Here is a 23,263-nt window from a genome sequence, read left to right as displayed (position 1 = left end):
CGCACCATTTAAGATGAAACAATCCACTATTTTGTGGTTGGTTTGGAGGCAAAACCCCTACGGGAAAAGAATTATACCGATACTACCGGATTTTATCTGAACAGTTAATTCTGCTCAAAATCATCCCCTTCAACGGAAATTTCTTCTAGGTCAATATAATTTACTTCCGTTGCCAGAAGTGATAAATTCTACCATCATAAAAGAGTGAAAATTCCTAGTTTGTGGAGGGTTTGGAGACCAAACCCCTACGGGAAAAGAATTATACCGATACTACCGGACATGATATAATGAACAGTTAATTCTGCTCAAAATCATCCCCTTCAATGGAAATTTCTTCTAGGTCAATATAATTTACTTCCCCTAATTTAACTTCCTTCGGTACATTCATTACTTCATATTTAGTACCTTTGGGAACTAATACTTCTTTTTCACTATACATAGCTGAGAAATCCTCGATAGAAATTCCTGAGTGGTTATGTTTGACCCGAATTACTACTTGGTAACAATGACCAGAATAAGTCTCAGCAACTTTTGGATCGGAAGTAAAACTGGTGACTGAATCTAAAGTATAATCTCCATGGGGTTTTAATTCTTGAATAAAAGATTTGATTGATTTTTCACTAAAAGACATACCCCGATAAATATCACCATCATAAGGGGGCATTTTGTGCATAAATTTATTAAGATTTTTAACGTTTTGTTCGTTCTTTCCTTCTTGATCTGCTCGTCTTATCTTACGGAAATCTGTAGTGGTAAATTGTTCTAGTGCTGATAATGATTCTACTGCTTCAATAGAACTCATTCCGCTTAATTTAGCAACCTGAGCAACGAGTTTGTTGTTTTCGCAAAGTACAACATTGTTCATAAAATTCATCTCAACTCGATACTTTTTATTATCTCCTAAAATTACTCAAAAAGTAACCCATTCATTCAGGTAATTTTTGCCTCACCCAGATGGGTGAATTTGAAGCTTAAAATTGATCCTGAACCAATATAGCCAGCATTTTCTCAACAATTCTTAAAGAAAAGCCAATAAGTATAAACAACTAATAAGTCCTAATAAAATGCTATAAATTCTAATTTAATTAGTAAATTAGTAAGAAATAATCTATCAATACTTTCCCGATCAACTTGTAAAAGTACAAACTTTAGCAATAACTACCTGGACTTAAATCTTAGCAAGACCTTCCTAAAATATGAAGATAAATTACGGTCTTTTTGAGTGTAGGTTATGACCATGTTATATCATGTCCGCTCGGGTAGCGCGATAGAACTCCGTTCCGCGCTGCGAACATAAAATTCTTAGGTGGCGCGATGGTATAGCGCTGCGCGCAGGCAACAGCTCATTTGGGAACAGCTCCGGAAGGGGGAATAAAAAGCTGATCAGATAAGACTTTTAGCTATTGGACACCTCCTGCAATTTGTAAATATGCCAGCGCACATTGCTATAGGTGTAAATTCAAGAGGGAACACTGGAAACGGAGCGAAAATGTGAGATATTTCTTCAATATTTAGGGGAGAATATTTTTATGATACTTAATCATCCGGATATGATATTATACCAAGTGTGATAAATGTTTGCTACATTATTTTTATACCTAATTAAATGGATTTGATATCAAGGATAGCTCGAAAAACTATAACGTTGGAGTTTTTTTGATGGCTCTATTCTATTGCTAGAGTCTGGCAAAAGCCTTAATTTACCGTCGGTACAATAATTCCATTCCCCAAGGCGATCGCTTTTGTGAGTCGGTTAAACATCTCAAAACTATTGTACAATAGATAAATACAAACCGGCGTTGCTGAATGGTAATGATTTTTAGATTAAGTATCAACGTAAAACATAAGTTTTTCAATTTTACCTTCAGCTACTTACCATTACATTTCAGCAACGCCTACAAACCTCCGTCGAAAAACTATAACGTTGGAGTTTTTTTGATTTATCTATTCTATTGCTAGAATCAGGCAAAAGCCTTAATTTACCGTCGGTGCAATAATTCCATTCCCCAAGACGATCGCTTTTGTGGGTAAGAATTCCGTTGAAAAACTATAACGTTGGAGTTTTTTTGATTTATCTATTTTATTGCTAGAATCAGGCAAAAACCTTAATTTACCATCTGTGTAAGTAAAATTCCATTTCCCCAGGCGATCGCTTTTGTGAGTCGGTTAAACATCTCAAAACTATTGTACAATAGATAAATACAAACCTCCGTCGAAAAACTATAACGTTGGAGTTTTTTTGATGGCTCTATTCTATTGCTAGAGTCTGGCAAAAGTCTTAATTTACCGTCGGTGCAATAATTCCATTCCCCAAGGCGATCGCTTTTGTGGGTCGGTTAAACATCTCAAAACTATTGTACAATAGATAAATACAAACCTCCGTCGAAAAACTATAACGTTGGAGTTTTTTTGATGGCTCTATTCTATTGCTAGAGTCTGGCAAAAGCCTTAATTTACCGTCGGTGCAATAATTCCATTCCCCAAGACGATCGCTTTTGTGGGTAAGAATTCCGTTGAAAAACTATAACGTTGGAGTTTTTTTGATTTATCTATTCTGTTGCTAGAGTCTGGCAAAAACCTTAATTTACCGTCGGTGCAATAATTCCATTCCCCAAGGCGATCGCTTTTGTGAGTCGGTTAAACATCTCAAAACTATTGTACAATAGATAAATAAGAACCCGTTGAAAAACTATAACGTTGGAGTTTTTTTGATTTATCTATTCTATTGCTAGGGTCTGGCAAAAGCCTTAATTTACCGTCGGTGCAATAATTCCATTCCCCAAGACGATCGCTTTTGTGGGTAAGAATTCCGTTGAAAAACTATAACGTTGGAGTTTTTTTGATTTATCTATTCTGTTGCTAGAGTCTGGCAAAAACCTTAATTTACCATCTGTGTAAGTAAAATTCCATTCCCCAAGGCGATCGCTTTTGTGAGTCGGTTAAAAATTTCAAAACTATTGTGCAATAAACTGACGACTTGCTAAAACAGCACTACCATAGGCTGCATCTGTATAAACAGCTTTCGTAATAGGTACTTGTAAATACCGTCCCCGAATCGCTGTAAAAATAGGATTTTTAGCACCGCCCCCAGCAGTATAGACATTTGTGATAGTAGCTGCGCTTAATGCTTGCAACAATTCATAGCCTCGTAATTCAATTTTGGCAATACCTTCAAGCAAACCATGAAGAAACTTCATAGGATTTTCTGGTCTAGGGGTTAATCGTGGCAGTAATTCTGGGTCATTTATCGGAAAGCGATCGCCCTTTTGTAACAAGGGATAATAATCTAACCCACTTTCAGCATTAGGGTCTATTTGACTACTCAAACTTGACAACTCAGCATCAGTAAAAAAATGTCGCAAAACAGCACCTCCAGTATTAGAAGCACCACCGACTAACCACAAATCTCCAAGACGATGACTATAAATACCATATTTAGCATCATCAACCCTAATGCGACTCAACAGTTTTAGCACTAGAGTCGAACCCAAAGAAGTTACAGCCTCTCCCGGAGTATTAGCGCCACTTGCTATAAAAGCAGCAATGCTATCTGTTGTACCCCCACAGACAACACATTCAGGAGATAAACCAAGACTATCGACAACTTCTGGAGTAACATTCCCAACTATTGCACCTGGTGTAACGACTTCTGATAAAAGAATATTTCCCCCAACTTCAGAATTAACAAAATCAGTCAACCAGTTTGGATAAGATAAATTGCCCACATCATAACCCAGTTTCAAAACATTGTTATAGTCACTAACTCCTAGTTTTCCATGGAGCAGAAATCCTAACCAGTCAGCTTGATGCAAAAAATAATAACTTTTATTTGACAGAGAAATATTTTCAATCAACCATAACAACTTTGCCAAACTAGAAGTCGCACTAATAACAGGATGATTATCTGGAGCAATACTTCTCAACTTATCCATCATTGCCACTCCTCTACTGTCATTGTAAAGAAGCGCTTCAGTCACAGGTTGACCATAACTATTGGACAATAGTACAGTTGCCGAAGTACCATCAATAGCGATCGCTCGAATATCCCCTCGCATTTCTTGGGGAATATGCGAAATGAGATTAAATAAAGCCGTTTGCCAAACATGAGGCAATTTATTTTGTTGAGTATTTTCCCAGACATACTGTGTTTGTGCTTTAACTTGAAAATTCGAGTCAATAACTACAGCACGCGCTCCCGAAGTGCCAAAATCAAGCCCTAAGTATAAATTCATTTTAACTAAAAACTTGCTATAATTTAAACTAGAAAATTATATACAAAAACTAAGACGTTATAGTTTAGTACAAAAATTAAAAATGCTATCAGATACAAAGTTATCGACGATGATTTCCCCACAAGTCCTTTTTAAAATACAGTGGTTAGGTAAAAAAGTAGTTTGAGGACCAAATGAAGTTTTGTATACTCATGGGGATAAATCAGAACATCTCTACATAACACTTGAAGGTGAAGTCTTTTTATACTATGGTGACACGGAAATTTGGATTGGCCCAGGGGATTTTATTGGCGAAAATGGTTTTATTTTGGGAACTGAGCGTGTAGGCACAGTAAAAGCCGGAGAAAATGGCTGCACTTTGTGGTGTGTTACTCGAGATAAATTATTTCAAAAAGATGATGTAGAAACAACTATTTTGATGTCTCACCTCTTAATTGGAATTGCTCCTTATATGGAAATTAGAATGATGGAATTTACCGAGGAGATTAAAGTAGCAAAAGATATTGTTACTAATCATTGCGATTTTGACCATCCTTCTATTCGTTATGTAGCTAACCTATTGAAAGGTAAGGATGATTGGGAATCAGCTATCAATATTTGGGATTATGTGAGAACAATGCCTTACCGATTTGGCTTTTGGTTTGTCAAAGCTTCCCAAACGTTTGAATTTGGTTTTGGAATGTGTACGACTAAAGCTAATTTATAGGTAGCATTATTACGGGCACTAGGAATTGAAGCTAAGTACGGTGAAGCTAATGTGGCAGCGAAATACTTGATACCATTTCTACCACCTGCTTATCGGTTTAAGGTTACTAAAAATATTCGGCACTATTTTTGTTTGGTAAATTTAGATGGGAAGTGGTTTCGGAGTGATGCCTCTTTTACTAAAGAGAGTCTACAATTATTTGCCTATGCTCACCCAGAATATTCCTTTCTTGTTAATAAGAAGTTCACTCGTGGCGAACATTTTGCGGTTGAACGTGAAGGAGAAACCTTAGAATACACCGTCCTTGATGATTTATCTCAGGTGATGTCCAAGCGACCTTTCTACAAAATGGGTAATGTAGAGGCAATGAATATTCTTCTAGATAAAGCCCAAGGAACGTTTAGACCTATACCTATTTGGGTTACATCAACTTCCGAGTTACTTCGTTATCGCCCTCAAGCAGCTTTGATTAAGGCGTTAGCTGGTTCGGTGACAGAGGCTGATACGGTTCGTCGATACTTATTAGAAAGCATAGCACTACAAGCAGGGAATAGGGAAGAAAATTGGGTATATTCAGAAAAATCACCTGATGGTGGATTGTGAAATGGTCTTCAGATAGGCGATTGGTATAGACTGATTATGAACCGCAAGACAGGGAAATTTTTTTTCCCACTTTTCCCTGTTCCCTGCTAATCAAAGAAATAGTATCCCAGAAAACTAGGCAAAAATAGCTTTCATCTTAGGTAGTAATACTTGAAAAGCTTGACCGCGATGAGACAGCGATCGCTTCGCTTCAGCAGACATTTCCGCAAAAGTCTTTTCTTGTGAAGGAACATAAAAAATGGGGTCGTAACCAAACCCATCATTTCCACGGAGACTATATAGAATTTCTCCACGGCAAATTCCCTCTGTTTCTAATGCAATTGTGCCATCAGGTCTGGCAATGACAAGAGCGCAGACAAACTGTGCCTGACGATTTGAGTTATCCCCCAATTCTGTTAATACTCGTTCTATTTGTTCCGCAACAGTAGGAGCATAACGAGCAGAATAAATACCTGGTCTGCCATCCAAAGCATCTACTGCCAATCCGGAATCATCAGCGATCGCCCATTTTCCAGTAGCTTTGGCCACAACACTAGCTTTGAGGCGAGCATTAGCTAGAAAAGTTTCCTCAGTTTCCTCAACTTCTAAATCTTTTGGTTTTAGTTGTAATTGTAAATTCAAATCTGCTAGATATTCCTGCATTTCTTGAAATTTCCCCGGATTACCAGTAGCGACAACTAGCAATTTAGGAGTAGTTTCTGTGGGAGTAATGTTTGTCATTCTTTTATATAAATATTTATTTTGTCTTAAATAGAATACCACGTTGATCAACTTTAACCAGGCTGAAGTATCCACACTAAAAACAAAGCAAGTTACCATTAGTCAAGAGAAATATCAGCTGAGTTATACCAGTTTGATAAATCTTTGTTACAAATATTTAGGTTACTGCTTAGGAGTCAGGAGACAGGAGTCAGGAGTCAGAAGGAATAAGTTTGATACCATTTTTTATGTAGTAATTTATCTTTTTTGTCGTAGATGGGTTGAGTAAAATATGGAGAGAGGAAAGTAGATAGAGTAGGAATTTAATCATCTATGAAATATCCGGAATGTGCCATCAAATATACTTCCCTACTGTGTTAATATAGCGTTTCCCAAACTAATGAGGTACAGTTGTTTTTCTTCTTTATAGATTCCTACGGAACTAGAACTACTACTCTCTACTCCCTACTCCCTACTCCCTACTCCCTAAAATCAAGGAATTTTGTACCTCACCAGCATGGGAATTGCTATATTATTTTCTAAGGGTAGACAAATAACTTAAATCTAGTTTGAAATCTTCAATTCATTAAACCAAGTATTATATGTTCCGAAAATTCTTCTCTCCTAAGAGCAAATACAAAGTTAGTCTAACAATTTTTTGGTTAATTCTTTCCCTAATTATTATGCTTAGTTTTAATTCAGACAAAATCCTTTCTGAAGATGTCAATATAAGTCAGACAGATAGATACAATATCAGTTCTAATCTCACCCTGTCAGAAAAAGTCATGAAAATGGAACAAAGACTAGAAAAAGAATTTGAAGATTATTTTGATCGAGAAATTCAGAAGTTTCAAAAACTGGCAATGACATGGCTCAAAAATTGTTAGAAATTAGCCAAAAAAGTAATATAATATCTGCGGTATTTTGGGCAATTCCTGAATCAAAATATTTACATTTTGTTTTGAATTTATCCTGGAAAAAAACCTTGAGTTCAAGATATTGACTCCCTCAAACGTGAAAGCCTCATTCGTAAAGTCAAATTATTTAATAATGAAATTACTAATCCTCAGATGCTTTTCACAAATTCTTACTTAAGTCTGACCCAACAACTTTATAAATAGAAACCTCATAAAAAATATCTCAGCTAAAAATATTTCTAGAGGTTGGCCTGGAAAATTATTTCTTAATCAAGACTTCACCTTAAAAAACTTAAAAAATCAACTTTATTCTCAATATTTTAATATTATTCACTTAGCAAATCATGCAGAATTTAAACCCGGAAAACCAGAAAATTCTTATATTCAATTGTGGGATACTCAACTCCATTTAGACGAAATTCAAGAGATTAATTGGAACAATCCTACTGCGAAATTATTAGTTTTAAGTGCTTGTAAAACAGCCGTTGGAGATCGAGATGTGGAGTTAGGTTTTGCTGGATTAGCTTTACAAGCAGGAGTTCAATCTGTACTAGCAAGTTTGTGGTATGTTAACGATATTGGTACGTTGGTTTTAATGAGTGAATTTTATGAAAAGTTAAAAACAGCAGCAACTAAAGCCGAAACAATCAGAAAAACTCAAATTAAAATGATTCAAGGAGATGTATATTTAACGAGGGAAAAATTGAAATTTTCTAGAGGAGAAATTCCTTTACCTCAGAGTTGACAAATCTTGGGAGAAACAGATTTTTCTCATCCTTTCTATTGGTCAGGTTTTACTCTTATTAGTAGTCCTTGGTAAATATTTTTTATGGGCTTTGAAAATGTCAATCTATTTTTTTAGATTTTATAGGAGTTGCTGTGACTACAACTTAAGATTCTGTAAAATTTGATCCTTAATTTGGCTTTTTTTTACAGCACTGAAACATCAGGAATACCGACAAGTAAATATTCTGCATAGTTAATTTCATACATTCTTATTTACTGCTAGTTAACCATTAGCAAATTTAGAAGTATACCTCTGGTGGCTGGAAAAAGACTAACATCCAGAGTAGGTCTGAAGATAGTGGCCAAATTTTAGCAGGACAAATAGCAGCGACATCAAGACTCAACCAATAGTCAAAAATTTATGAACCTAGTTATACCAATTTAAAAATAGAATGCTACAAAAAAAAGGCTGAAAATTATGCCTAAAAAGAACCTCTCCAATCCTTTAAGCTACCTATTTAAATTTTTTATGATTTGTTTATTACTTCTTACTTCTTCTTTGCCGATACTATTTGTAACAAACACTTATCAAATTGGTATTAGGTCTCTGACTGTGGCCTTTATGCTTCGACGGCTGTTTTGGGACTTGAGGAAAAATTGTTATAGATTGAACCAAATTAACTTTTAACTTACTAGAGTAAAGACATTATAAAGTCTTAGCTCTAAATAGTTGGTAAATGTAAAACTATACTTATCAAGAAATAGTATTAATTCTAGTAGCTTTGGAATTTGTCATGGCGGGTTTGAAATATAAATAATTTGGTGTAAAAATTTTCACCCCAGTTATGAAACCTGCTTCAACTTTTTGAATAATTCCAATGTTAACTGAAACAATATAAGTGGTAACCTGACATTAGTGATAAATTATGGATAGTTTAAAAGGACGAAATTTATTAAGTTTAGCAGACTTGAGTTCTGATGAATTAAAAGAAATTTTACAACTGGCAAGCAAACTTAAATCAGGTAAAATAAATCTCAAATGTAATAAAGTCTTGGGGTTATTATTTTCTAAAGCTTCGACACGAACTAGGGTAAGTTTTACCGTGGCAATGTATCAATTGGGAGGTCAAGTTATTGATTTGAATCCTAATGTTACTCAAGTTAGTCGTGGAGAACCTTTAGCTGATACTGCTAGAGTTTTAGACCGATATTTAGATATTTTAGCTATTCGGACTTTTGAGCAAAAAGATTTAGAAACTTTTGCAAGTTATACTCAAATTCCTGTCATTAATGCCCTGACAGATAGGGAACATCCTTGTCAGGTAATGGCTGATTTATTGACCATTCAAGAATGTTTTGGCAAACTAGATGGATTAACTTTAAGTTATTTTGGTGATGGTAATAATATGGCAAATTCTTTATTGTTAGGTTGTGCAATGGTAGGGATGAATGTCAGGATAGCAACTCCATCAAGTTATCTACCAAATTTGGAAATTGTGGAGCAAGCAAAGGCTATTACTAATGGTAAGAGTGAAGTGATAGTTACTGAAGATCCCCAAGTGGCAGTTAAGGGTGCTCAGGTACTTTATACTGATGTTTGGGCAAGTATGGGACAAGAAGAGGAAGCTAATAGTCGAATACCTATTTTTCAGCCTTATCAGGTTAATGAAAAGTTGGTAGAAAGTGCAGCAGATGATGCGATTGTGTTGCATTGTTTACCAGCTCATCGGGATGAAGAAATTACTGATGGAGTGATAGAAGGAGAGCGATCGCGAGTTTGGGATCAAGCAGAAAACAGGATGCACGCTCAAAAAGCTTTATTAGTAAGTCTTTTAGGTAGTGATTAGAGTTTACCAACTGGCAAAGTAGTAGGGACTTTTCATGGAAAGTCCCCACCAGTTTTACAGATGTAAAGATATAGCAGAAGGAAGAAGGAAGAAGAAAGAAGAAAGAAGAAAGAAGGAAGAAAGCAGCTATGCTGTTTGCCCAGCATGACCTAGGAAAGGCAGAAGGAAAAATCTGGCGTTGTCTGAGTTTTAAGCTGTAGATAAAAATAATATTATTCATCCTTATTTTTCTATTCTGTTTGTCACCTATAGAGTTTTTTAACATGCTAAAAAGAAGCATTATTTATTACTAATAATGTTAAATTTTAGAGGTTATTACTTAATTATTATATGCCGACTATCATCATTATATTATTAAAAAAACCTTCAAATACATAACTTTTAAATTTATTATTTTTTTTGATAAATTCTAAAATATTTAACCTTATACTCATATTACTTTATACTTTTGATCCTTTTTTTTGCTGTGGTTAAAGTAAATATAGCACTAAACTAAATCCGCTTTCATCCACATAATATAAATCTATTATTCCCTTAATTGCGTTTTTTTTACTCATATAGCAGTAGAAGCAAAGGGCGCGGACATATAAAAAGCTTAAAACTCAGACAAAGCAAGATTTTTCCTTCTTTATTCTGCTATATAATTTAGGTTCAGCTTGGCTTTTTAGCATTTTTTTATATGATACTAACCCCTTCCTTTTTTTCTAATATTTTTATTTAGGATTGCTATAAATAATATAGACAGTAAATTAATCTATAAAATCCATGATATTCTTAAGTTTGAAACTATGTGCTCAAAAAACAGTCACACACACACAGACTCCCAATTAAACACAAATTTATGCAACTAATTGATTGGCTGATTGTTTTAATATACCTCATCTTAACAATGTGGATGGGACTATATCTTTCTCGCAAAGGTTCAAAAAGTTTAGCAGACTTCTTTGTTTCTGGGCGATCGCTTCCTTGGTGGTTAGCTGGCACGAGTATGGCAGCTACAACTTTCTCTATAGATACTCCTCTATATATTACTGGAGTTGTAGCTAACCGAGGAATTGCTGGTAATTGGGAATGGTGGATTTTTGGTATTTCCCATGTAATAATGATTTATATTTTTGCCAGAATGTGGCGACGTTCTGAAGTTATTACTGATGCAGAATTAACTGAACTTCGTTACGGTGGAAATATGGCTGCTATTCTCCGGGGAGTTAAAGCTTTTATCTTTGCTATTCCTATGAATTGTATTGCCATTGGTTATGCTATGTTAGCCATGGTTAAAGTTGTCGAAGCATTAGAAATTTGGCAAAATTTAGGCATTGATGGTAGTGAAAATAATCTCAAATTACTAAGTGTTATAGGTGTCAGTATATTTGTATTAATTTATGCAGGTTTATCCGGTTTATGGGGAGTAGTTGCCACAGACTTTTTCCAATTTTTCTTAGCACTATTTGGAGCAATTATTGTCGCTTTTTTTGCTGTTAATAGTGTCGGTGGCATCCAAGAATTAATAACAAAAGTTCCTGAAGTAATGCCAGACAAAGATATTTTATCCCTTTCACCTTTAACTATTGGTAAAAATGGCGATGCTTTGATTAATTTTAGTAAAACAGCAGGCATAACTGCCAGTACATTTTTTGCTTATATTGCCCTTCAATGGTGGTCTTGGCGACGAAGTGATGGAGGTGGAGAATTTGTACAAAGATTTGCAGCAGCGAAAAATGAAACAGAAGCAGAAAAAGCAGCCTGGTTATTTAATATCATGCACTATGTTATTAGAACTTGGCCTTGGATTTTAGTAGCTCTAGCATCCATTGTAATTTACCCTAATTTAGAAGACCGAGAATTGGGTTATCCTAAATTAATGATTGACTTTCTTTCCCCAGGAATTTTAGGTATAGTTGTTGCCTCTTTAGTTGCAGCATTTATGAGTACAGTTTCTACCTCAATTAACTGGGGTGCTTCTTTTATTACTAACGATCTATATAGAAGATTTATTAAACCTGATGCAACTCAACCACAATTAGTTTTAGTAGGGCGACTTTCCTCTCTATTAGTAACAGTTTTAGGAGGAATTGCAGCATTTTTAGCAACAGATGTAGCCACAGTATTTAGATTAGTAATAGCCATCGGTACAGGTTCAGGATTAGTATTAATTTTACGTTGGTTTTGGTGTCGAGTAAATGCAGCAGCAGAATTAACCGCTATTGTCGCTAGTTTTTTCGTAGGGATGACAACAAGTTTAGTTCCCGCTTTCAAAATTGAAGACTTTGGTTTGCGAATTATGTTTATTACTGCCACCGTAACATTCCTCTGGGTAACAGCAATGTTTCTCACCCCACGAGAGTCTGATACAACTTTAGACGAATTTTATCGACGAACACTTCCCGGTGGCCCTGGTTGGAAACAGCAAAGGATGAAAACAGGTTTATCTCCAGCACAGGATTTAGGTAAAGATTTACAAAAGGTACTCGCATCTATACTATTATTATTTGGGGCACTTTTGGCAACTGGTGGCTTTCTGTTGCTCAAGCCAAACATTGGCTGGATCTTCCTAATTATTGGAGTTCTCGGTTGGGTTTGGTTGCGACAGCTCAATAAATCAAAAATTTTGCCAATGCCAAGACCAGGATTAGATGATGATGATTTTGTCTAGGGAGGAGTCAGGAGTCAGGAGTCAGGAGTCAGGAGTCAGGAGTCAGGAGTCAGGAGTCAGGAGTCAGGAGTCAGGAGTCAGGAGTCAGGAGTCAGGAGTCAGGAGTCAGGAGAGAAGAGGAGGAGAAAGTTTTTGTCGCTCCGCGACAGATCAAGCGCAGTTACCGAAAAATCGTGGTATAGGCGCCTCCCCTTTTAAGGGGATAAAAAGCGGTCGAGAGATGGTGAGGTTTCCTCGCCATATCTAATCGACCAAGAGAAAATAGAATTCCGTATTTCAAGCCTCTTGCTTTCCTACGGAATGTTGCGAAACAGCTAGAGGTACTGATAACTGATAACTGATAACTGATAACTGATAACTGATAACTGATAACTGAAATGACTGCCTACTGCCTACTCCCTCTTACAGAAATTATCAATTCTTTTCCCCTACTGCCTACTGCCTACTCCCTACTCCCTATTTAATACAAAAACCATGCAAATTTTTCGTCAATATATTGCTCCATTCATAGTTGTAGTCATATTTTTACTCGCTATGGTAGCAGTCAGCGCTCGTATCTTTTTACCAGGGGATCTAGCAGCACCAGCTCCCACAGAGGAATTAAGTTATCCTCAAGAAGAAGCAATGCTATCCACACCCAATGTTCATTTCTGGTAATGTTCAGTGGTTAGCAAGTTAATTCCAAATTACCAACTTCGTAAGGGTTCCGGTATAGACAGAGCAATTCTGGTTAAATTTATGCATCGGACTTATCAAGAACTTTTCCCAGAGCAAAATTTTAGCCATCTTGCTAAAACAGTCGATCGCTATTTATCAACTCAAACTCCTATTTGGTGGGTTGAGGTCATAGATAAACCTGTAACTTCACCAATAGGTTGTCTGTGGTTGGGGAATGCCATAGACCAGGTAGAGGGAGATCGGGTAACTCATATATTTCTGCTGTATGTCTCCCCACCCCATCGACGACTTGGTATCGGTACAGCTTTAGTTACCCATGCAGAAAATTGGGCAAAAGCTAGGGGCGATCGGCAAATTGGTTTGCAAGTGTTTGTCTCTAACCAACCCGCTCTTAATCTTTACCAGAAGTTAGGTTTTCGGTCTGAGTCTATGTTGATGGTAAAATCTTTAAGAATTTAGAATAGCGATCGCCGCCAAATTTGGAGTCACAGATTCTTTATCTAAAGCTTTAGCAGAGGGGCGACTTTATGCTTCTGATTATAAATTACTAGATGGTTTACCCAATGGCAATTTCATCAACGACAATCTTACCCAACAAAAGTATATTTCCGCTCCCATTGCCTTATTTGCCGTTCCTCCACAGGGGTCTTCTTCTCGTTCCTTATTTCCAGTAGCTATTAGCTATCAAAAGACTACCATTAGTAAGGAGTGGGTGTTGTTTACACCACTGGATGTTGATAATCAACAGGAACCTTGGATGAGTGCCAAAAATATTGTGCAAATGGCAGATTCTAATTATCACGAATTGATTTCCCATTTAGGTCGAACTCATTTAGTGGTTGAACCTTTTATTGTTCCGACCTACAATAATTTGCCAGAAAATCATCCTTTGAGAAATTTGCTGATTCCCCATTTCGAGGGAACTGTTTTGATTAATTATGGTGCCCACGCCATTTTAGTTGCTCCTGGAGGACCAGTAGATTCACTCTTAGCTAGCACTATCGGGGCAGATCAATCAATTGCTGGGAAAGGAACCCAGAGTTATTTATTTAACTTTAATGCCATTGATTTTCCTGAAACTTTAGTCAATCGCGGGGTGAATAATTCTGAGACTTTACCTATCTACCCCTACCGAGATGACGGCAAATTAATTTGGGATGCTATTCATACCTGGGTTAATGATTATGTGTCTATTTACTATGCTGACGATGCTGCTATTGTGGCAGATCGAGACTTACAAAATTGGGCAGCTACCTTAGCTTCCTTAGACGGAGGACGAGTACAAAATTTTGGAGAAGATAGTCAAGGACAGATTAAAACGCGAGATTATTTGGTTAAAGCAGTCTCTACGATTATTTTTACCGCCAGTGCGCAACACGCGGCAGTTAATTTTCCCCAAAAAACTTACATGATGTATGTTCCCGCATTTCCTTTAGCTCGTTATCTGATGCCACCTACTAGCATTGAAGATCGGGAAAGTTTTATACAGGGACTACCGTCGTTAAGTCAAGCTCAAAGTCAGATTAAGACACTTTACTTACTTGGTTCAGTTCACTATACGAAACTGGGTAATTATTGTGCATCTGTTTTCCCAGAAAATGAGCAGTTACAAGCGGCTTGGAAAAAATTTCAAGAAAATTTGAATGCAGCAACGACTATTATTAATGAAAGGAATCAAAGTCCTGAGCGTTTGATGCCTTATGAGTTTCTGCTTCCAGAAAATATTCCTCAAAGTATCAATATTTAGGGTTTGCTTTGTGGAAGTCTTTTTGTTGAGGTAGGGATTTTGCCACGGATGCACGGATGGATATTTCAGTTAACTGATAACTGATTAAAAGCGTGCATTAATGAAATGTAACGCGCCGTCTATGCCAAAAATATTTCGGTGCGTTACTCTTTCCTGCGGAATGCTGCGCAAACGCTTTAGGAAAAGGCGGAGCAAGTGCGGCAGCTATGTCGCTGTGTTTGGTGATGATTAATGTTCTATCCCACTATTGTCCAATAGTTAAAGCTGTGTGATGAGCGATCGCTGTGTTTGGTGATGATTAATGTTCTATCCCACTATTGTCCAATAGTTAAAGCTGTGTGATGAGCGATCGCTGTGTTTGGTGATGATTAATGTTCTATCCCACTATTGTCCAATAGTTAAAGCTGTGTGATGAGCGATGGCTGTGTTTGGCAATTATTAATGTTCTATCCCACTATTGTCCAATAGTTAAAGCAGGCTGAGAAAGCGCTCGCTATCTTTCACGATGATTAATGTTCTATCCCACTATTGTCCAATAGTTAAAGCTGGCTGATGAGCGCTCGCTATCTTTCACGATGATTAATGTTCTATCCCACTATTGTCCAATAGTTAAAGCTGTGTGATGAGCGCTCGCTATCTTTCACGATGATTAATGTTCTATCCCACTATTGTCCAATAGTTAAAGCTGTGTGATGAGCGCTCGCTATCTTTCACGATGATTAATGTTCTATCCCACTATTGTCCAATAGTTAAAGCTGTGTGATGAGCGCTCGCTATCTTTCACGATGATTAATGTTCTATCCCACTATTGTCCAATAGTTAAAGCTGTGTGATGAGCGCTCGCTATCTTTCACGATGATTAATGTTCTATCCCACTATTGTCCAATAGTTAAGGCTGGCTGATGAGCGATCGCTGTCTTTCACGATGATTAATGTTCTATCTCACTATTGTCCAATAGTTATTGCTCTGCTGAGAAAGCCATCGCTTTGTTTGGTGATTTATTGATGTTCTATCCCACTATTGTCCAATAGTTATTGCTCTGCTGAGAAAGCCATCGCTGTGTTTGGTGATTATTGATGTTCTATCCCACTATTGTCCAATAGTTAAAGCTGGCCGATTAAATCTCAAAGCTTTTACAGGTATAAAGTTTCAGCCTTTTTTTATCAATAATTGATGTTTGATTCATCTATTGTCCAATAGTTACAGCAGTTTCCGCGCGTTATTGTTGTATATATGCGGAGCAAGTGCAATAGCTATATACTTTCATGCAACAAAGCCCTGGACTACTGATAACTGATAACTGATTAAAGTAGGGTGCGTTGATGCAATGTAACGCACGGTCTATCCCAAATATTTCGGTGCGTTACTACTACTAAATCCTTTTTAATAGATAAAAAATATGAATCGGCGTAAACATGAAATATTGCAACAATATCAACAAGGTGAACGAAATTTTAAAGGAGCTAATCTGAGAGGTTTGTCTTTTAAGGGAAAAGATTTGTCTGATGCAGATTTCAGTTTTGCTGATATTCGGGGTACTAATTTTCGTGGGGCAAATCTAAGGGGGGCTAAGTTTTGTGGAGCTAAGGCAGGGTTACAGAAACGTTGGGTGGTAGTTTTGCTTGCTAGTTCTTTTGTTTTAGTTGGTATATCACTTTTTTTGAATTTACTCATTTCAAATTTGATATTGCAAATATTTCAGTCAAGTAACTTAGAAACTCTAATTTATCGTTTGGTATCCTTAATTCCAATTATTACACTCTGGATAGCATTTATTTGTCAAGGAATAGAAAACGCCTTCGTCCTAGTTGGAGGCTTTGCTGTAGCCGCAGCCATGGTTGGATTTATCGTTGGAACCGGAGCCTTCGTCTTCGCCGGAACCTTTGCCTTAGCCTTAGGTGGAGCCTTCGACGGAACCCTAGCCTTTATCCTAGCCTTCGCCGTAGCGGAATCCTTAGCCTTAGCCTTAGCTGTAGCCTTAGCCTTATATGCATCTTTAGGCCCCTTGATCGAAGCCGGAGACTTCGTCACAGTTGAAGCATTACCACAAACTATTTTCAGTTTTTACCTTGTTTATCGAGCAATAGAAGGAGATGAAAAATATGTTTTTATTGTTAACACAGCTATTGCTTTTGCTGCCATAGGTGGAACATCTTTTGGAGATGCAAATTTAACTAATGCTAATTTCATTAATGCTACTCTCAAAAGTACAGATTTTAGAGGAGCGAACATAACCCATGCTTGTTGGAAAAACACGATAAAACTAGACCAAATAAGACCTGGTGAAACTTACCTACAAGATACTAAAGTCAGAGAATTAGTAAAAACTGGTCAAGGAGAAAACATCAACTTAGATCGCTTAAACTGTCTTCAAGGAATCAATCTCCAGGGAGCAAATCTAACTAATGCCAGTTTCATAGAAGCGAATCTCAACTCAGCCAACCTTCAAGATGCAAACCTTTCTCGTGCTAAATTAGTAGGAACATTTTTAGACCAAGCTGACCTCACAGGAGCAACTTTAACCGGAGCTTTTCTTGAAGACTGGGGGATAACAACCACAACTAAACTAGACGGTATCAAATGTGATTATGTTTATATGCGACTGCCTCCAGATAAACGACCAGACTTTCTCAAACTTCCACCAGAAGAAAGTTTAGATGAGCGTGTGCGCCGAAAACCTGCCGATGAAGATAAATTTTTTGCAGAAGGGGAGTTTGCAGAATTTATCAAACCTTTAGTGAATACCTTAGACCTTTATCATAATCAAGGAGTAGACCCCCGAATAGCTGCATATTCATTTGAGAAACTACAAAAAGACCATCCAGAAGCAGAAATAAAAATGCGTTCTATGGAGGTTCGAGGCGAAAATAATGACAAATTATTGATTAGAGCTGACACTACACCTGAAGCTAACCATGCAGTATTAGATAAAGAATATTTCGATACTTATAATGAGTTAAAAGCACTTTCAGCAGAACAACTTCGAGCAGTATTGGCAGAGAGAGAAAAAGATATTCAATGGTATAAAGGTGTATTAAGTGCAGCAGTTAATCGCCCTAGTGTTAATATAGAAAAAAATAGTAATCAAGGAGATTTAATTATGTCAGGAAGTAGTGGAGATAAAATTGATATCCATGAAAATTATGGTGGAGTTGGCAACCAAGGAGAAATTCAGGGTTTAGCTGGTAAAGGAGAAATTCAGGGTTTAGCTGGTAAAGGAGAAATTAAAGACTCAAAAATTGCTCGTACAATTTATGAATCTCAGGAACAAAATTTAGCACAAGCAGCAAAAGATATTCAAGAATTATTAGAGCAACTAGATGAAACTTACCCCTCAGATACAACGGCAGGCAAAATGAAAATTGCTACAGAAGTAATTACACAAATTGATAATAATTCAACTAAAGCAGAAAGAATATTCAGTGCGATAAAAGCTGGTGGAGTTTCTGCTGTTGAACAATTACTAAATCATCCTGCTAGTAGTTTTGTTATTGCAGCGTTAGAAGATTGGCAAAAGAGTAAATAATCAGAAGAAACCGGGTTTATTGCCCCGATTATTTGTTCAAATCACGAAATTTTAGGTGAAAAAGTTCATTATGATAATTTTCAAGAGACAGAAATTACTTATAGCAATTATCGAATCGATGAGGTACACCTACGATCCCCCTAAATCCCCCTTGAAAAGGGGGACTTTGTTTCAAAGAAATCATATTCCCTTGGCTACTTGACTTTAAGGAAATTTCGGATTTTCTTGTCTCCCTCTCCCTATTTCTGGAGCTACTGAATAACTGATAACTGAACTGCAATGACTGAACAACCTGATACTAACTCCCCAACATCTAATTCTGAACAGTCCGCTCAACCGACTGAAGATGTAAAAACAGAATCAAAAACAGACTCTTGGCAAAATCGTATTGGTGGAATTTGGCATGATACCAGCAACCGTGTAATGAAACTGTTACCCGTAGACCGGGCAGCACAAACATTAGTAGAATGGTTTAGCGTTGATGAAGCCAAAGTAGCCGAAATATTAACAAAAGTACGCGCAGAACTTCCCACCACTGAAGCACTATTAATTGGTAAACCCCAAGCAGGTAAAAGTTCCATCGTGCGTGCTTTAACAGGAGTTTCTCCAGAAATAGTCGGTCAAGGATTTCGCCCTCATACCCAACATACCGAACGTTATGCTTATCCTTCCGACGATTTGCCCTTATTGATTTTCACTGATACTGTGGGGTTGGGAGATGTGAAACAGGAAACACCAGTTATTATTGACGAACTCCTCGGAGAGTTACAGCAAGAAAGTAACCGCGCCAGAATATTGATTTTGACCGTAAAAATAAATGATTTTGCTACTGATACATTACGACAGATAGCAGAACAGTTGCGACAAGAATATCCAAATATTCCCTGTCTTTTAGCAGTAACTTGTCTCCATGAAGTTTATCCTAACCCTACTGATGACCATCCCGAATACCCTCCAGAATATGAAGAAATAAACCGTGCTTTTGTTTCTATTCAGGAAGATTTTGGGAAGTTGAGCGATCGCTCTGTACTTATCGATTTTACCCTAGAAGAGGATGACTACAATCCTGTATTTTATGGTTTAGAAGCCTTTCGAGATAGTTTAGCAGAATTACTTCCAGAAGCAGAAGCACGAACAATTTATCAATTATTAGACGAACAAGCAAGCAAACAACTGGGCAATATTTATAGAGATGTGGGGCGACGTTATATTTTATCATTTACTATTATGGCAGCCACCGCAGCAGCAGTACCTCTACCTTTTGCGACAATGCCAGTATTAACAGCGTTGCAAGTGTCCATGGTAGGTTTATTAGGAAATTTGTATGGGCAAACAATATCCCCATCTCAAGCAGGAGGAGTTGTTAGTGTTATTGGTGGCGGTTTTGTTGCTCAAGCAGTAGGACGAGAGTTAGTGAAATTTATACCAGGATTTGGTAGCGCGATCGCTGCTTCTTGGTCTGCTGCATATACTTGGGCGTTAGGTGAGAGTGCCTGTGTTTATTTCGGAGATTTGATGGGAGGGAAAAAGCCAGATCCAGAGAAAATTCAAGGTGTGATGCAGGAAGCGTTTGAGTCAGCGAAAGATAGATTTAAAGGGCTATCAACAGTATTAAAATAATTAGACAAAGTTATACATAATTAGATATTTATTGTGATATACTAGATTTATGTCTAATTTATTAAACTATTAAAAAAGGTGGCAGATCAATTGAAATGCAATCAATCAAGACCAAATTAAAAGTTAACAATTACCAAAAAACAATACTTGCTAAACACGCAGGTGTAGCCCGTCATGCTTATAATTGGGGATTAGCAACTTGCATTTCTGAATACAAGGAAACCAAGAAACGGCCTAGTGCTATCACTTTACATAAACGTTTGATTGCTGAAGTTAAAAGTGAAAATCCCTGGTATTATGAAGTATCAAAATGTGCCCCTCAACAAGCATTAAGAGATTTAGAAAGGGCATTTAAAAACTTTCTAACTATTCCCGGACGTGGATTTCCGGTCTTTAAGAAAAAAGGGAAAAAAGACAGTTTCTATTTAGAAGGAAGCATTAAAATCCTGAAAGGAAACTATATAAAGCTGCCAAGGATAGGAATAGTAAAAACCTATGAAATCTTACCTTCTGTACCAGTCAAAAATGTGAGAATCTCAAAAAAAGCAGACAACTGGTACATTAGTTTTAAATATGATGATCAACCAACTCCTACTGCTAAAGAACGAGATATTATTGGTGTAGATGTAGGTATAAACGCTCTAGCAACTTGTAGTGATGGAACAACCTACGCTAACGTCAAAGCTTACAAACAAGCTAAAAAACGATTAGTTCGTCATCAACGTGCAGTCAGCAAAAAAGTTATTGGCTCCAAAAACAGAATTAAAGCAGTAAAAAAATTAGCTAAAGTCCACAAAAAAGTCGCTGATATTAGAGCAGATGCACTACATAAACTCACTTCATGGTTAGCTAAGAACCACAGCACCATAGTAATTGAGGATTTGAATGTTAGTGGAATGCTCAAAAATCACAAACTAGCAAGTGCCATAGCAGACTGTGGCTTTTATGAGTTTAAGCGTCAGTTATCATACAAGTGTGAGTGGTATGGAAGCCAGCTAGTGATCGCAGATAGATTTTATCCAAGTTCTCAAATATGTTCTCAGTGTGGGCATAAACAGAAAATGCCATTGAGTGTGAGGACGTATGAATGTAGTGCCTGTGGTTTTACTGCTGACAGAGACTTGAATGCTGCTGTCAACCTAGAAAACTATGTGAGTCAGTAGGTGGAGTTCCCACCGATTTGAAGCCTGTGGAGAAGATAAGTTGCAGACTGCGGTCAGTGGTCTTCTGTGTTTGCGCAGCATTGCGTCAGCAAAACAGGAAGCTAGCTCCAAAACCCTCATGGGTAAGTTTGGGTAAGTTTAGTAGAACGGATGAAAAGTTGAGTAGAAATTGCACTTAGTATCACGCCCGCTCGGGTAGTGCGTTCATCAAGTTCTTAGGTGGTAGGTGTAAATTCAAGAGGGAACACTGGAAACGGAGCAAAAATTTGGGATCTTCCTGTAGTGTATCAAGAAAGTGTGGGAATGGTAAAATTATCATTGTCCCTCAATACTTTCTATTCTAATAGACATCTCCTCCAAAAGAGGCAGTAGGCAGCTTTGCTGTAGGCAGCAGGGAACCCACCCCTAACCCCTCCCCCTCCTGGGAGGGGAAATAATTGATATATCTAGTGTGATAATTGATTTGATTTTTTATTATAGGAGATGTCTAATATAGCGCTGTGCGCAGGCAACAGGCAACAGGCAACAGCTCCGGAAGGGGGAATAAATTGCCGATAATATAAGAATCTATCCCATTAATAGTCAAATTATGATGAAGCTATCCCACTATTTTTAACAAGTTTATTTGTTTAAGTAAAATGTGTTTGAAAAGCTTGATTTTTCGTTTTTAACTATCAACATATTTAGAGTTTTTAGCAAAAGTCTGGCGTTGCATCACTGGGGGATGATTTCTAATTAAGTAGAAAATTTGAATTTACGCGATCACCAGCCAAATAATGAAGATAAATTGTCCAAAATGTGACTCTAATAATATTAGAAAAAATGGTCGAAGAAGGGGTAAACAAAATTATCAATGTCACAGTTGTGGTCGCCAAGAAGATTGAATATTATTCTCAACTGGGTTATTCAAAAAAAGTTAAAGAGCAATGTTTAACTATGTACCTTAATGGCAACGGATTTAGAGCTATTGAACGAATTACTAAAGTCAATCATCATACAGTTATTCGTATTCGTTAAACCAGCAGGTAATCAGTTGCCAGAAGATCATCAAAATTCTAGAAGGCCACAGGTAGGTCAACTCTCTGGAGTTACAAACATTTATCGGTAAAAAAAAACAAGGTCTGGGTCTGGACAGCTTTAGATCAGGATTACTCTGAGATTTGAGAATATGTAATCGGGGATAGAAGTGCAGGAACATTGGAAAAATTATGGGAAAAAATCAAGGATTGGAATTGCTATTTTTGGATAACAGATGGATATCAAGTTTACCCAAAATTTCAACAGTAATGGAGACCAAATCATTAGTAAAACATCTATGACTAGAGTAGAGGGAGAAAATAGTAGATTACGTGATTATTTAGCTAGACTACATCGCAAAACATTTTGTGACTCGCGCGTCAAAGGAGATGTCCTAGATTGTCAATCAAACTACTGATTTATGATTTGCTCATAGCAAAAACTTTCTCATATAATCTGAGTTAAATTCTGTGATTCTTTGATTTGGCGATCGCTCTCCCAATTAAAAACCTTTCTCTTAGGAAGAAATCACACATCATCTCGCAATGGTGCAACGCCAAAAGTCTTATTAGTGGGATAGGTTTTTTGTAATTCTCTCTCCTCCTGACTCCTGACTCCCCCTTCTGGGAGGGGCGCGCGGGTGGGTTGACTCCTAAGTAATTAGGATTAATATCATACACGTGCTTCAGCAACGCCGAGAAAAGTAGCCTAGTTTGATGAAGATTTGATGAAGATGTAGCCTAGTTTAATGAAGTTTTGATGAAGATTTGATTAAAATTCTAATTTCCTATTGCTTTTGTTTTTTTTTAAGATTATCGTTGTGATTAAAGATAACCAAATAAAAGGAAACAACCATGAAAAGTCTTAACTATAGCCAACTCAACCCAGAGCAAAAAGAACAAATCAGCAATTTAATTGCACAGATGGAAGGGCAACAACAAAATAGCAACTGTGCTGTTCGCTTCGTTGCTCGCGGCGCTACTGGTGGTGAGTTTGGCGGTGGCAAAGGCTACTCCCCTATTTTTAACTAATAGAGTAGACTAAAATCAAGGATTTGATCTAGCCTTCTTCCAAATAGATCGAGATTGAAATGCCTCAATAATAAAAGGAAACAACCATGAAAAGTCT

General features: G+C 37.1%; 24 protein-coding genes and 1 pseudogene. 16 read left to right on the top strand and 9 right to left on the bottom strand.

The annotated features are described in order from the left end of the window. Positions 1-295: 295 nt before the first annotated feature. The 7 genes from F6K18_RS18870 to F6K18_RS18840 all read right to left on the bottom strand — a co-directional run bounded on the left by F6K18_RS18870 (position 296) and on the right by F6K18_RS18840 (position 4,232). Positions 296-865 (bottom strand): ADP-ribosyltransferase, encoded by a 570-nt coding sequence (locus tag F6K18_RS18870; protein ID WP_287522837.1) that lies wholly within the window; start codon positions 863-865, stop codon positions 296-298. Positions 866-1,974: 1,109 nt separating this feature from the next. Next, positions 1,975-2,100: a hypothetical protein gene (locus tag F6K18_RS18865; protein WP_287522835.1), complete on the bottom strand. Its 126-nt coding sequence runs from the start codon at positions 2,098-2,100 to the stop codon at positions 1,975-1,977. 5 nt (positions 2,101-2,105) lie between these two features. After that, positions 2,106-2,273, bottom strand: a complete 168-nt coding sequence (locus F6K18_RS18860; protein WP_287522834.1) for a hypothetical protein — start codon at positions 2,271-2,273, stop codon at positions 2,106-2,108. Between the two features lie 5 nt (positions 2,274-2,278). Then, on the bottom strand, positions 2,279-2,443 hold the full coding sequence (locus tag F6K18_RS18855) for a hypothetical protein (RefSeq protein ID WP_287522833.1): 165 nt from the start codon (positions 2,441-2,443) through the stop codon (positions 2,279-2,281). A gap of 5 nt (positions 2,444-2,448) precedes the next feature. Further along, a complete protein-coding gene (locus F6K18_RS18850) occupies positions 2,449-2,574 on the bottom strand; it encodes a hypothetical protein (RefSeq protein ID WP_287522832.1) in 126 nt (41 codons plus the stop codon). Positions 2,575-2,747: 173 nt separating this feature from the next. Continuing rightward, positions 2,748-2,873 (bottom strand): hypothetical protein, encoded by a 126-nt coding sequence (locus F6K18_RS18845; protein ID WP_287522832.1) that lies wholly within the window; start codon positions 2,871-2,873, stop codon positions 2,748-2,750. A gap of 81 nt (positions 2,874-2,954) precedes the next feature. Next, positions 2,955-4,232 carry an FGGY-family carbohydrate kinase gene (locus tag F6K18_RS18840; RefSeq protein ID WP_287522830.1) on the bottom strand — a complete coding sequence of 426 codons (1,278 nt, stop codon included), beginning with the start codon at positions 4,230-4,232 and terminating at the stop codon, positions 2,955-2,957. 181 nt (positions 4,233-4,413) lie between these two features. Here F6K18_RS18840 and F6K18_RS18835 point away from each other — a divergent pair, with 181 nt between their 5' ends. Together F6K18_RS18835 and F6K18_RS18830 are read left to right on the top strand one after the other, a co-directional pair. Continuing rightward, complete coding sequence (locus tag F6K18_RS18835) at positions 4,414-4,938, top strand: cyclic nucleotide-binding domain-containing protein (protein WP_287522829.1); 525 nt, start codon at positions 4,414-4,416, stop codon at positions 4,936-4,938. Positions 4,939-4,989: 51 nt separating this feature from the next. Further along, positions 4,990-5,541, top strand: a complete 552-nt coding sequence (locus F6K18_RS18830) for a hypothetical protein (RefSeq protein ID WP_287522827.1) — start codon at positions 4,990-4,992, stop codon at positions 5,539-5,541. A 114-nt stretch (positions 5,542-5,655) separates the two neighbouring features. Here the strand turns inward: F6K18_RS18830 and rdgB are convergent, their stop codons facing one another. Further along, complete coding sequence (gene rdgB, locus F6K18_RS18825; RefSeq protein ID WP_287522826.1) at positions 5,656-6,261, bottom strand: RdgB/HAM1 family non-canonical purine NTP pyrophosphatase; 606 nt, start codon at positions 6,259-6,261, stop codon at positions 5,656-5,658. Between the two features lie 43 nt (positions 6,262-6,304). Here rdgB and F6K18_RS18820 point away from each other — a divergent pair, with 43 nt between their 5' ends. The 13 genes and pseudogenes from F6K18_RS18820 (at position 6,305) to F6K18_RS18760 (ending at position 22,600) form a co-directional block, all read left to right on the top strand. Then, complete coding sequence (locus tag F6K18_RS18820; RefSeq protein WP_287522825.1) at positions 6,305-6,529, top strand: hypothetical protein; 225 nt, start codon at positions 6,305-6,307, stop codon at positions 6,527-6,529. A gap of 394 nt (positions 6,530-6,923) precedes the next feature. Continuing rightward, positions 6,924-7,127, top strand: a complete 204-nt coding sequence (locus F6K18_RS18815; protein WP_287522824.1) for a hypothetical protein — start codon at positions 6,924-6,926, stop codon at positions 7,125-7,127. Positions 7,128-7,353: 226 nt separating this feature from the next. Continuing rightward, the gene (locus F6K18_RS18810) at positions 7,354-7,902 is read left to right on the top strand and encodes a CHAT domain-containing protein (RefSeq protein WP_353735111.1); all 549 of its coding nucleotides are present in this window, start codon (positions 7,354-7,356) and stop codon (positions 7,900-7,902) included. A gap of 907 nt (positions 7,903-8,809) precedes the next feature. Continuing rightward, on the top strand, positions 8,810-9,730 hold the full coding sequence (gene argF / locus F6K18_RS18805) for an ornithine carbamoyltransferase (RefSeq protein ID WP_287522823.1): 921 nt from the start codon (positions 8,810-8,812) through the stop codon (positions 9,728-9,730). Positions 9,731-10,571: 841 nt separating this feature from the next. Next, complete coding sequence (locus F6K18_RS18800; protein WP_287522821.1) at positions 10,572-12,383, top strand: sodium:solute symporter family protein; 1,812 nt, start codon at positions 10,572-10,574, stop codon at positions 12,381-12,383. Then, a complete protein-coding gene (locus F6K18_RS18795; RefSeq protein WP_287522820.1) occupies positions 12,364-12,630 on the top strand; it encodes a hypothetical protein in 267 nt (88 codons plus the stop codon). The genes F6K18_RS18800 and F6K18_RS18795 overlap by 20 nt, the downstream gene beginning before the upstream one ends. A gap of 227 nt (positions 12,631-12,857) precedes the next feature. Next, positions 12,858-13,040, top strand: a complete 183-nt coding sequence (locus F6K18_RS18790) for a hypothetical protein (protein WP_287522818.1) — start codon at positions 12,858-12,860, stop codon at positions 13,038-13,040. 6 nt (positions 13,041-13,046) lie between these two features. Continuing rightward, the gene (locus F6K18_RS18785) at positions 13,047-13,520 is read left to right on the top strand and encodes a GNAT family N-acetyltransferase (RefSeq protein ID WP_287522817.1); all 474 of its coding nucleotides are present in this window, start codon (positions 13,047-13,049) and stop codon (positions 13,518-13,520) included. Position 13,521: 1 nt separating this feature from the next. Continuing rightward, a complete protein-coding gene (locus F6K18_RS18780) occupies positions 13,522-14,808 on the top strand; it encodes a lipoxygenase family protein (protein ID WP_353735110.1) in 1,287 nt (428 codons plus the stop codon). Positions 14,809-16,208: 1,400 nt separating this feature from the next. Then, entirely contained in the window at positions 16,209-18,335 is a 2,127-nt protein-coding gene (locus tag F6K18_RS18775) for a pentapeptide repeat-containing protein (RefSeq protein WP_287522816.1), read from the top strand. A gap of 279 nt (positions 18,336-18,614) precedes the next feature. Beyond that, complete coding sequence (locus tag F6K18_RS18770) at positions 18,615-19,955, top strand: GTPase family protein (protein ID WP_287522815.1); 1,341 nt, start codon at positions 18,615-18,617, stop codon at positions 19,953-19,955. Positions 19,956-20,050: 95 nt separating this feature from the next. Beyond that, positions 20,051-21,118, top strand: a complete 1,068-nt coding sequence (locus F6K18_RS18765; protein ID WP_287522813.1) for an RNA-guided endonuclease TnpB family protein — start codon at positions 20,051-20,053, stop codon at positions 21,116-21,118. Between the two features lie 782 nt (positions 21,119-21,900). Then, positions 21,901-22,600 (top strand): annotated as a pseudogene (locus tag F6K18_RS18760) (IS1 family transposase). On the opposite strand, the gene F6K18_RS18755 reads toward F6K18_RS18760, so the two are convergent. After that, positions 22,597-22,827 (bottom strand): hypothetical protein, encoded by a 231-nt coding sequence (locus tag F6K18_RS18755; protein WP_287522811.1) that lies wholly within the window; start codon positions 22,825-22,827, stop codon positions 22,597-22,599. The pseudogene F6K18_RS18760 and the gene F6K18_RS18755 overlap by 4 nt on opposite strands. Before the next feature lie 162 nt (positions 22,828-22,989). Here F6K18_RS18755 and F6K18_RS18750 point away from each other — a divergent pair, with 162 nt between their 5' ends. Next, positions 22,990-23,166, top strand: coding sequence for a hypothetical protein (locus F6K18_RS18750; protein ID WP_287522809.1), 177 nt, complete (start codon positions 22,990-22,992; stop codon positions 23,164-23,166). Positions 23,167-23,263 lie beyond the last annotated feature (97 nt).

Origin of the sequence: Okeania sp. SIO2C2, from assembly GCF_010692625.1 — a bacterium.
GTDB classification, from domain to species: domain Bacteria; phylum Cyanobacteriota; class Cyanobacteriia; order Cyanobacteriales; family Microcoleaceae; genus Okeania; species Okeania hirsuta.
The sequence above is the reverse complement of the archived record's forward strand: the minus strand, read 5'-3'. Positions and strand labels throughout refer to the sequence as shown.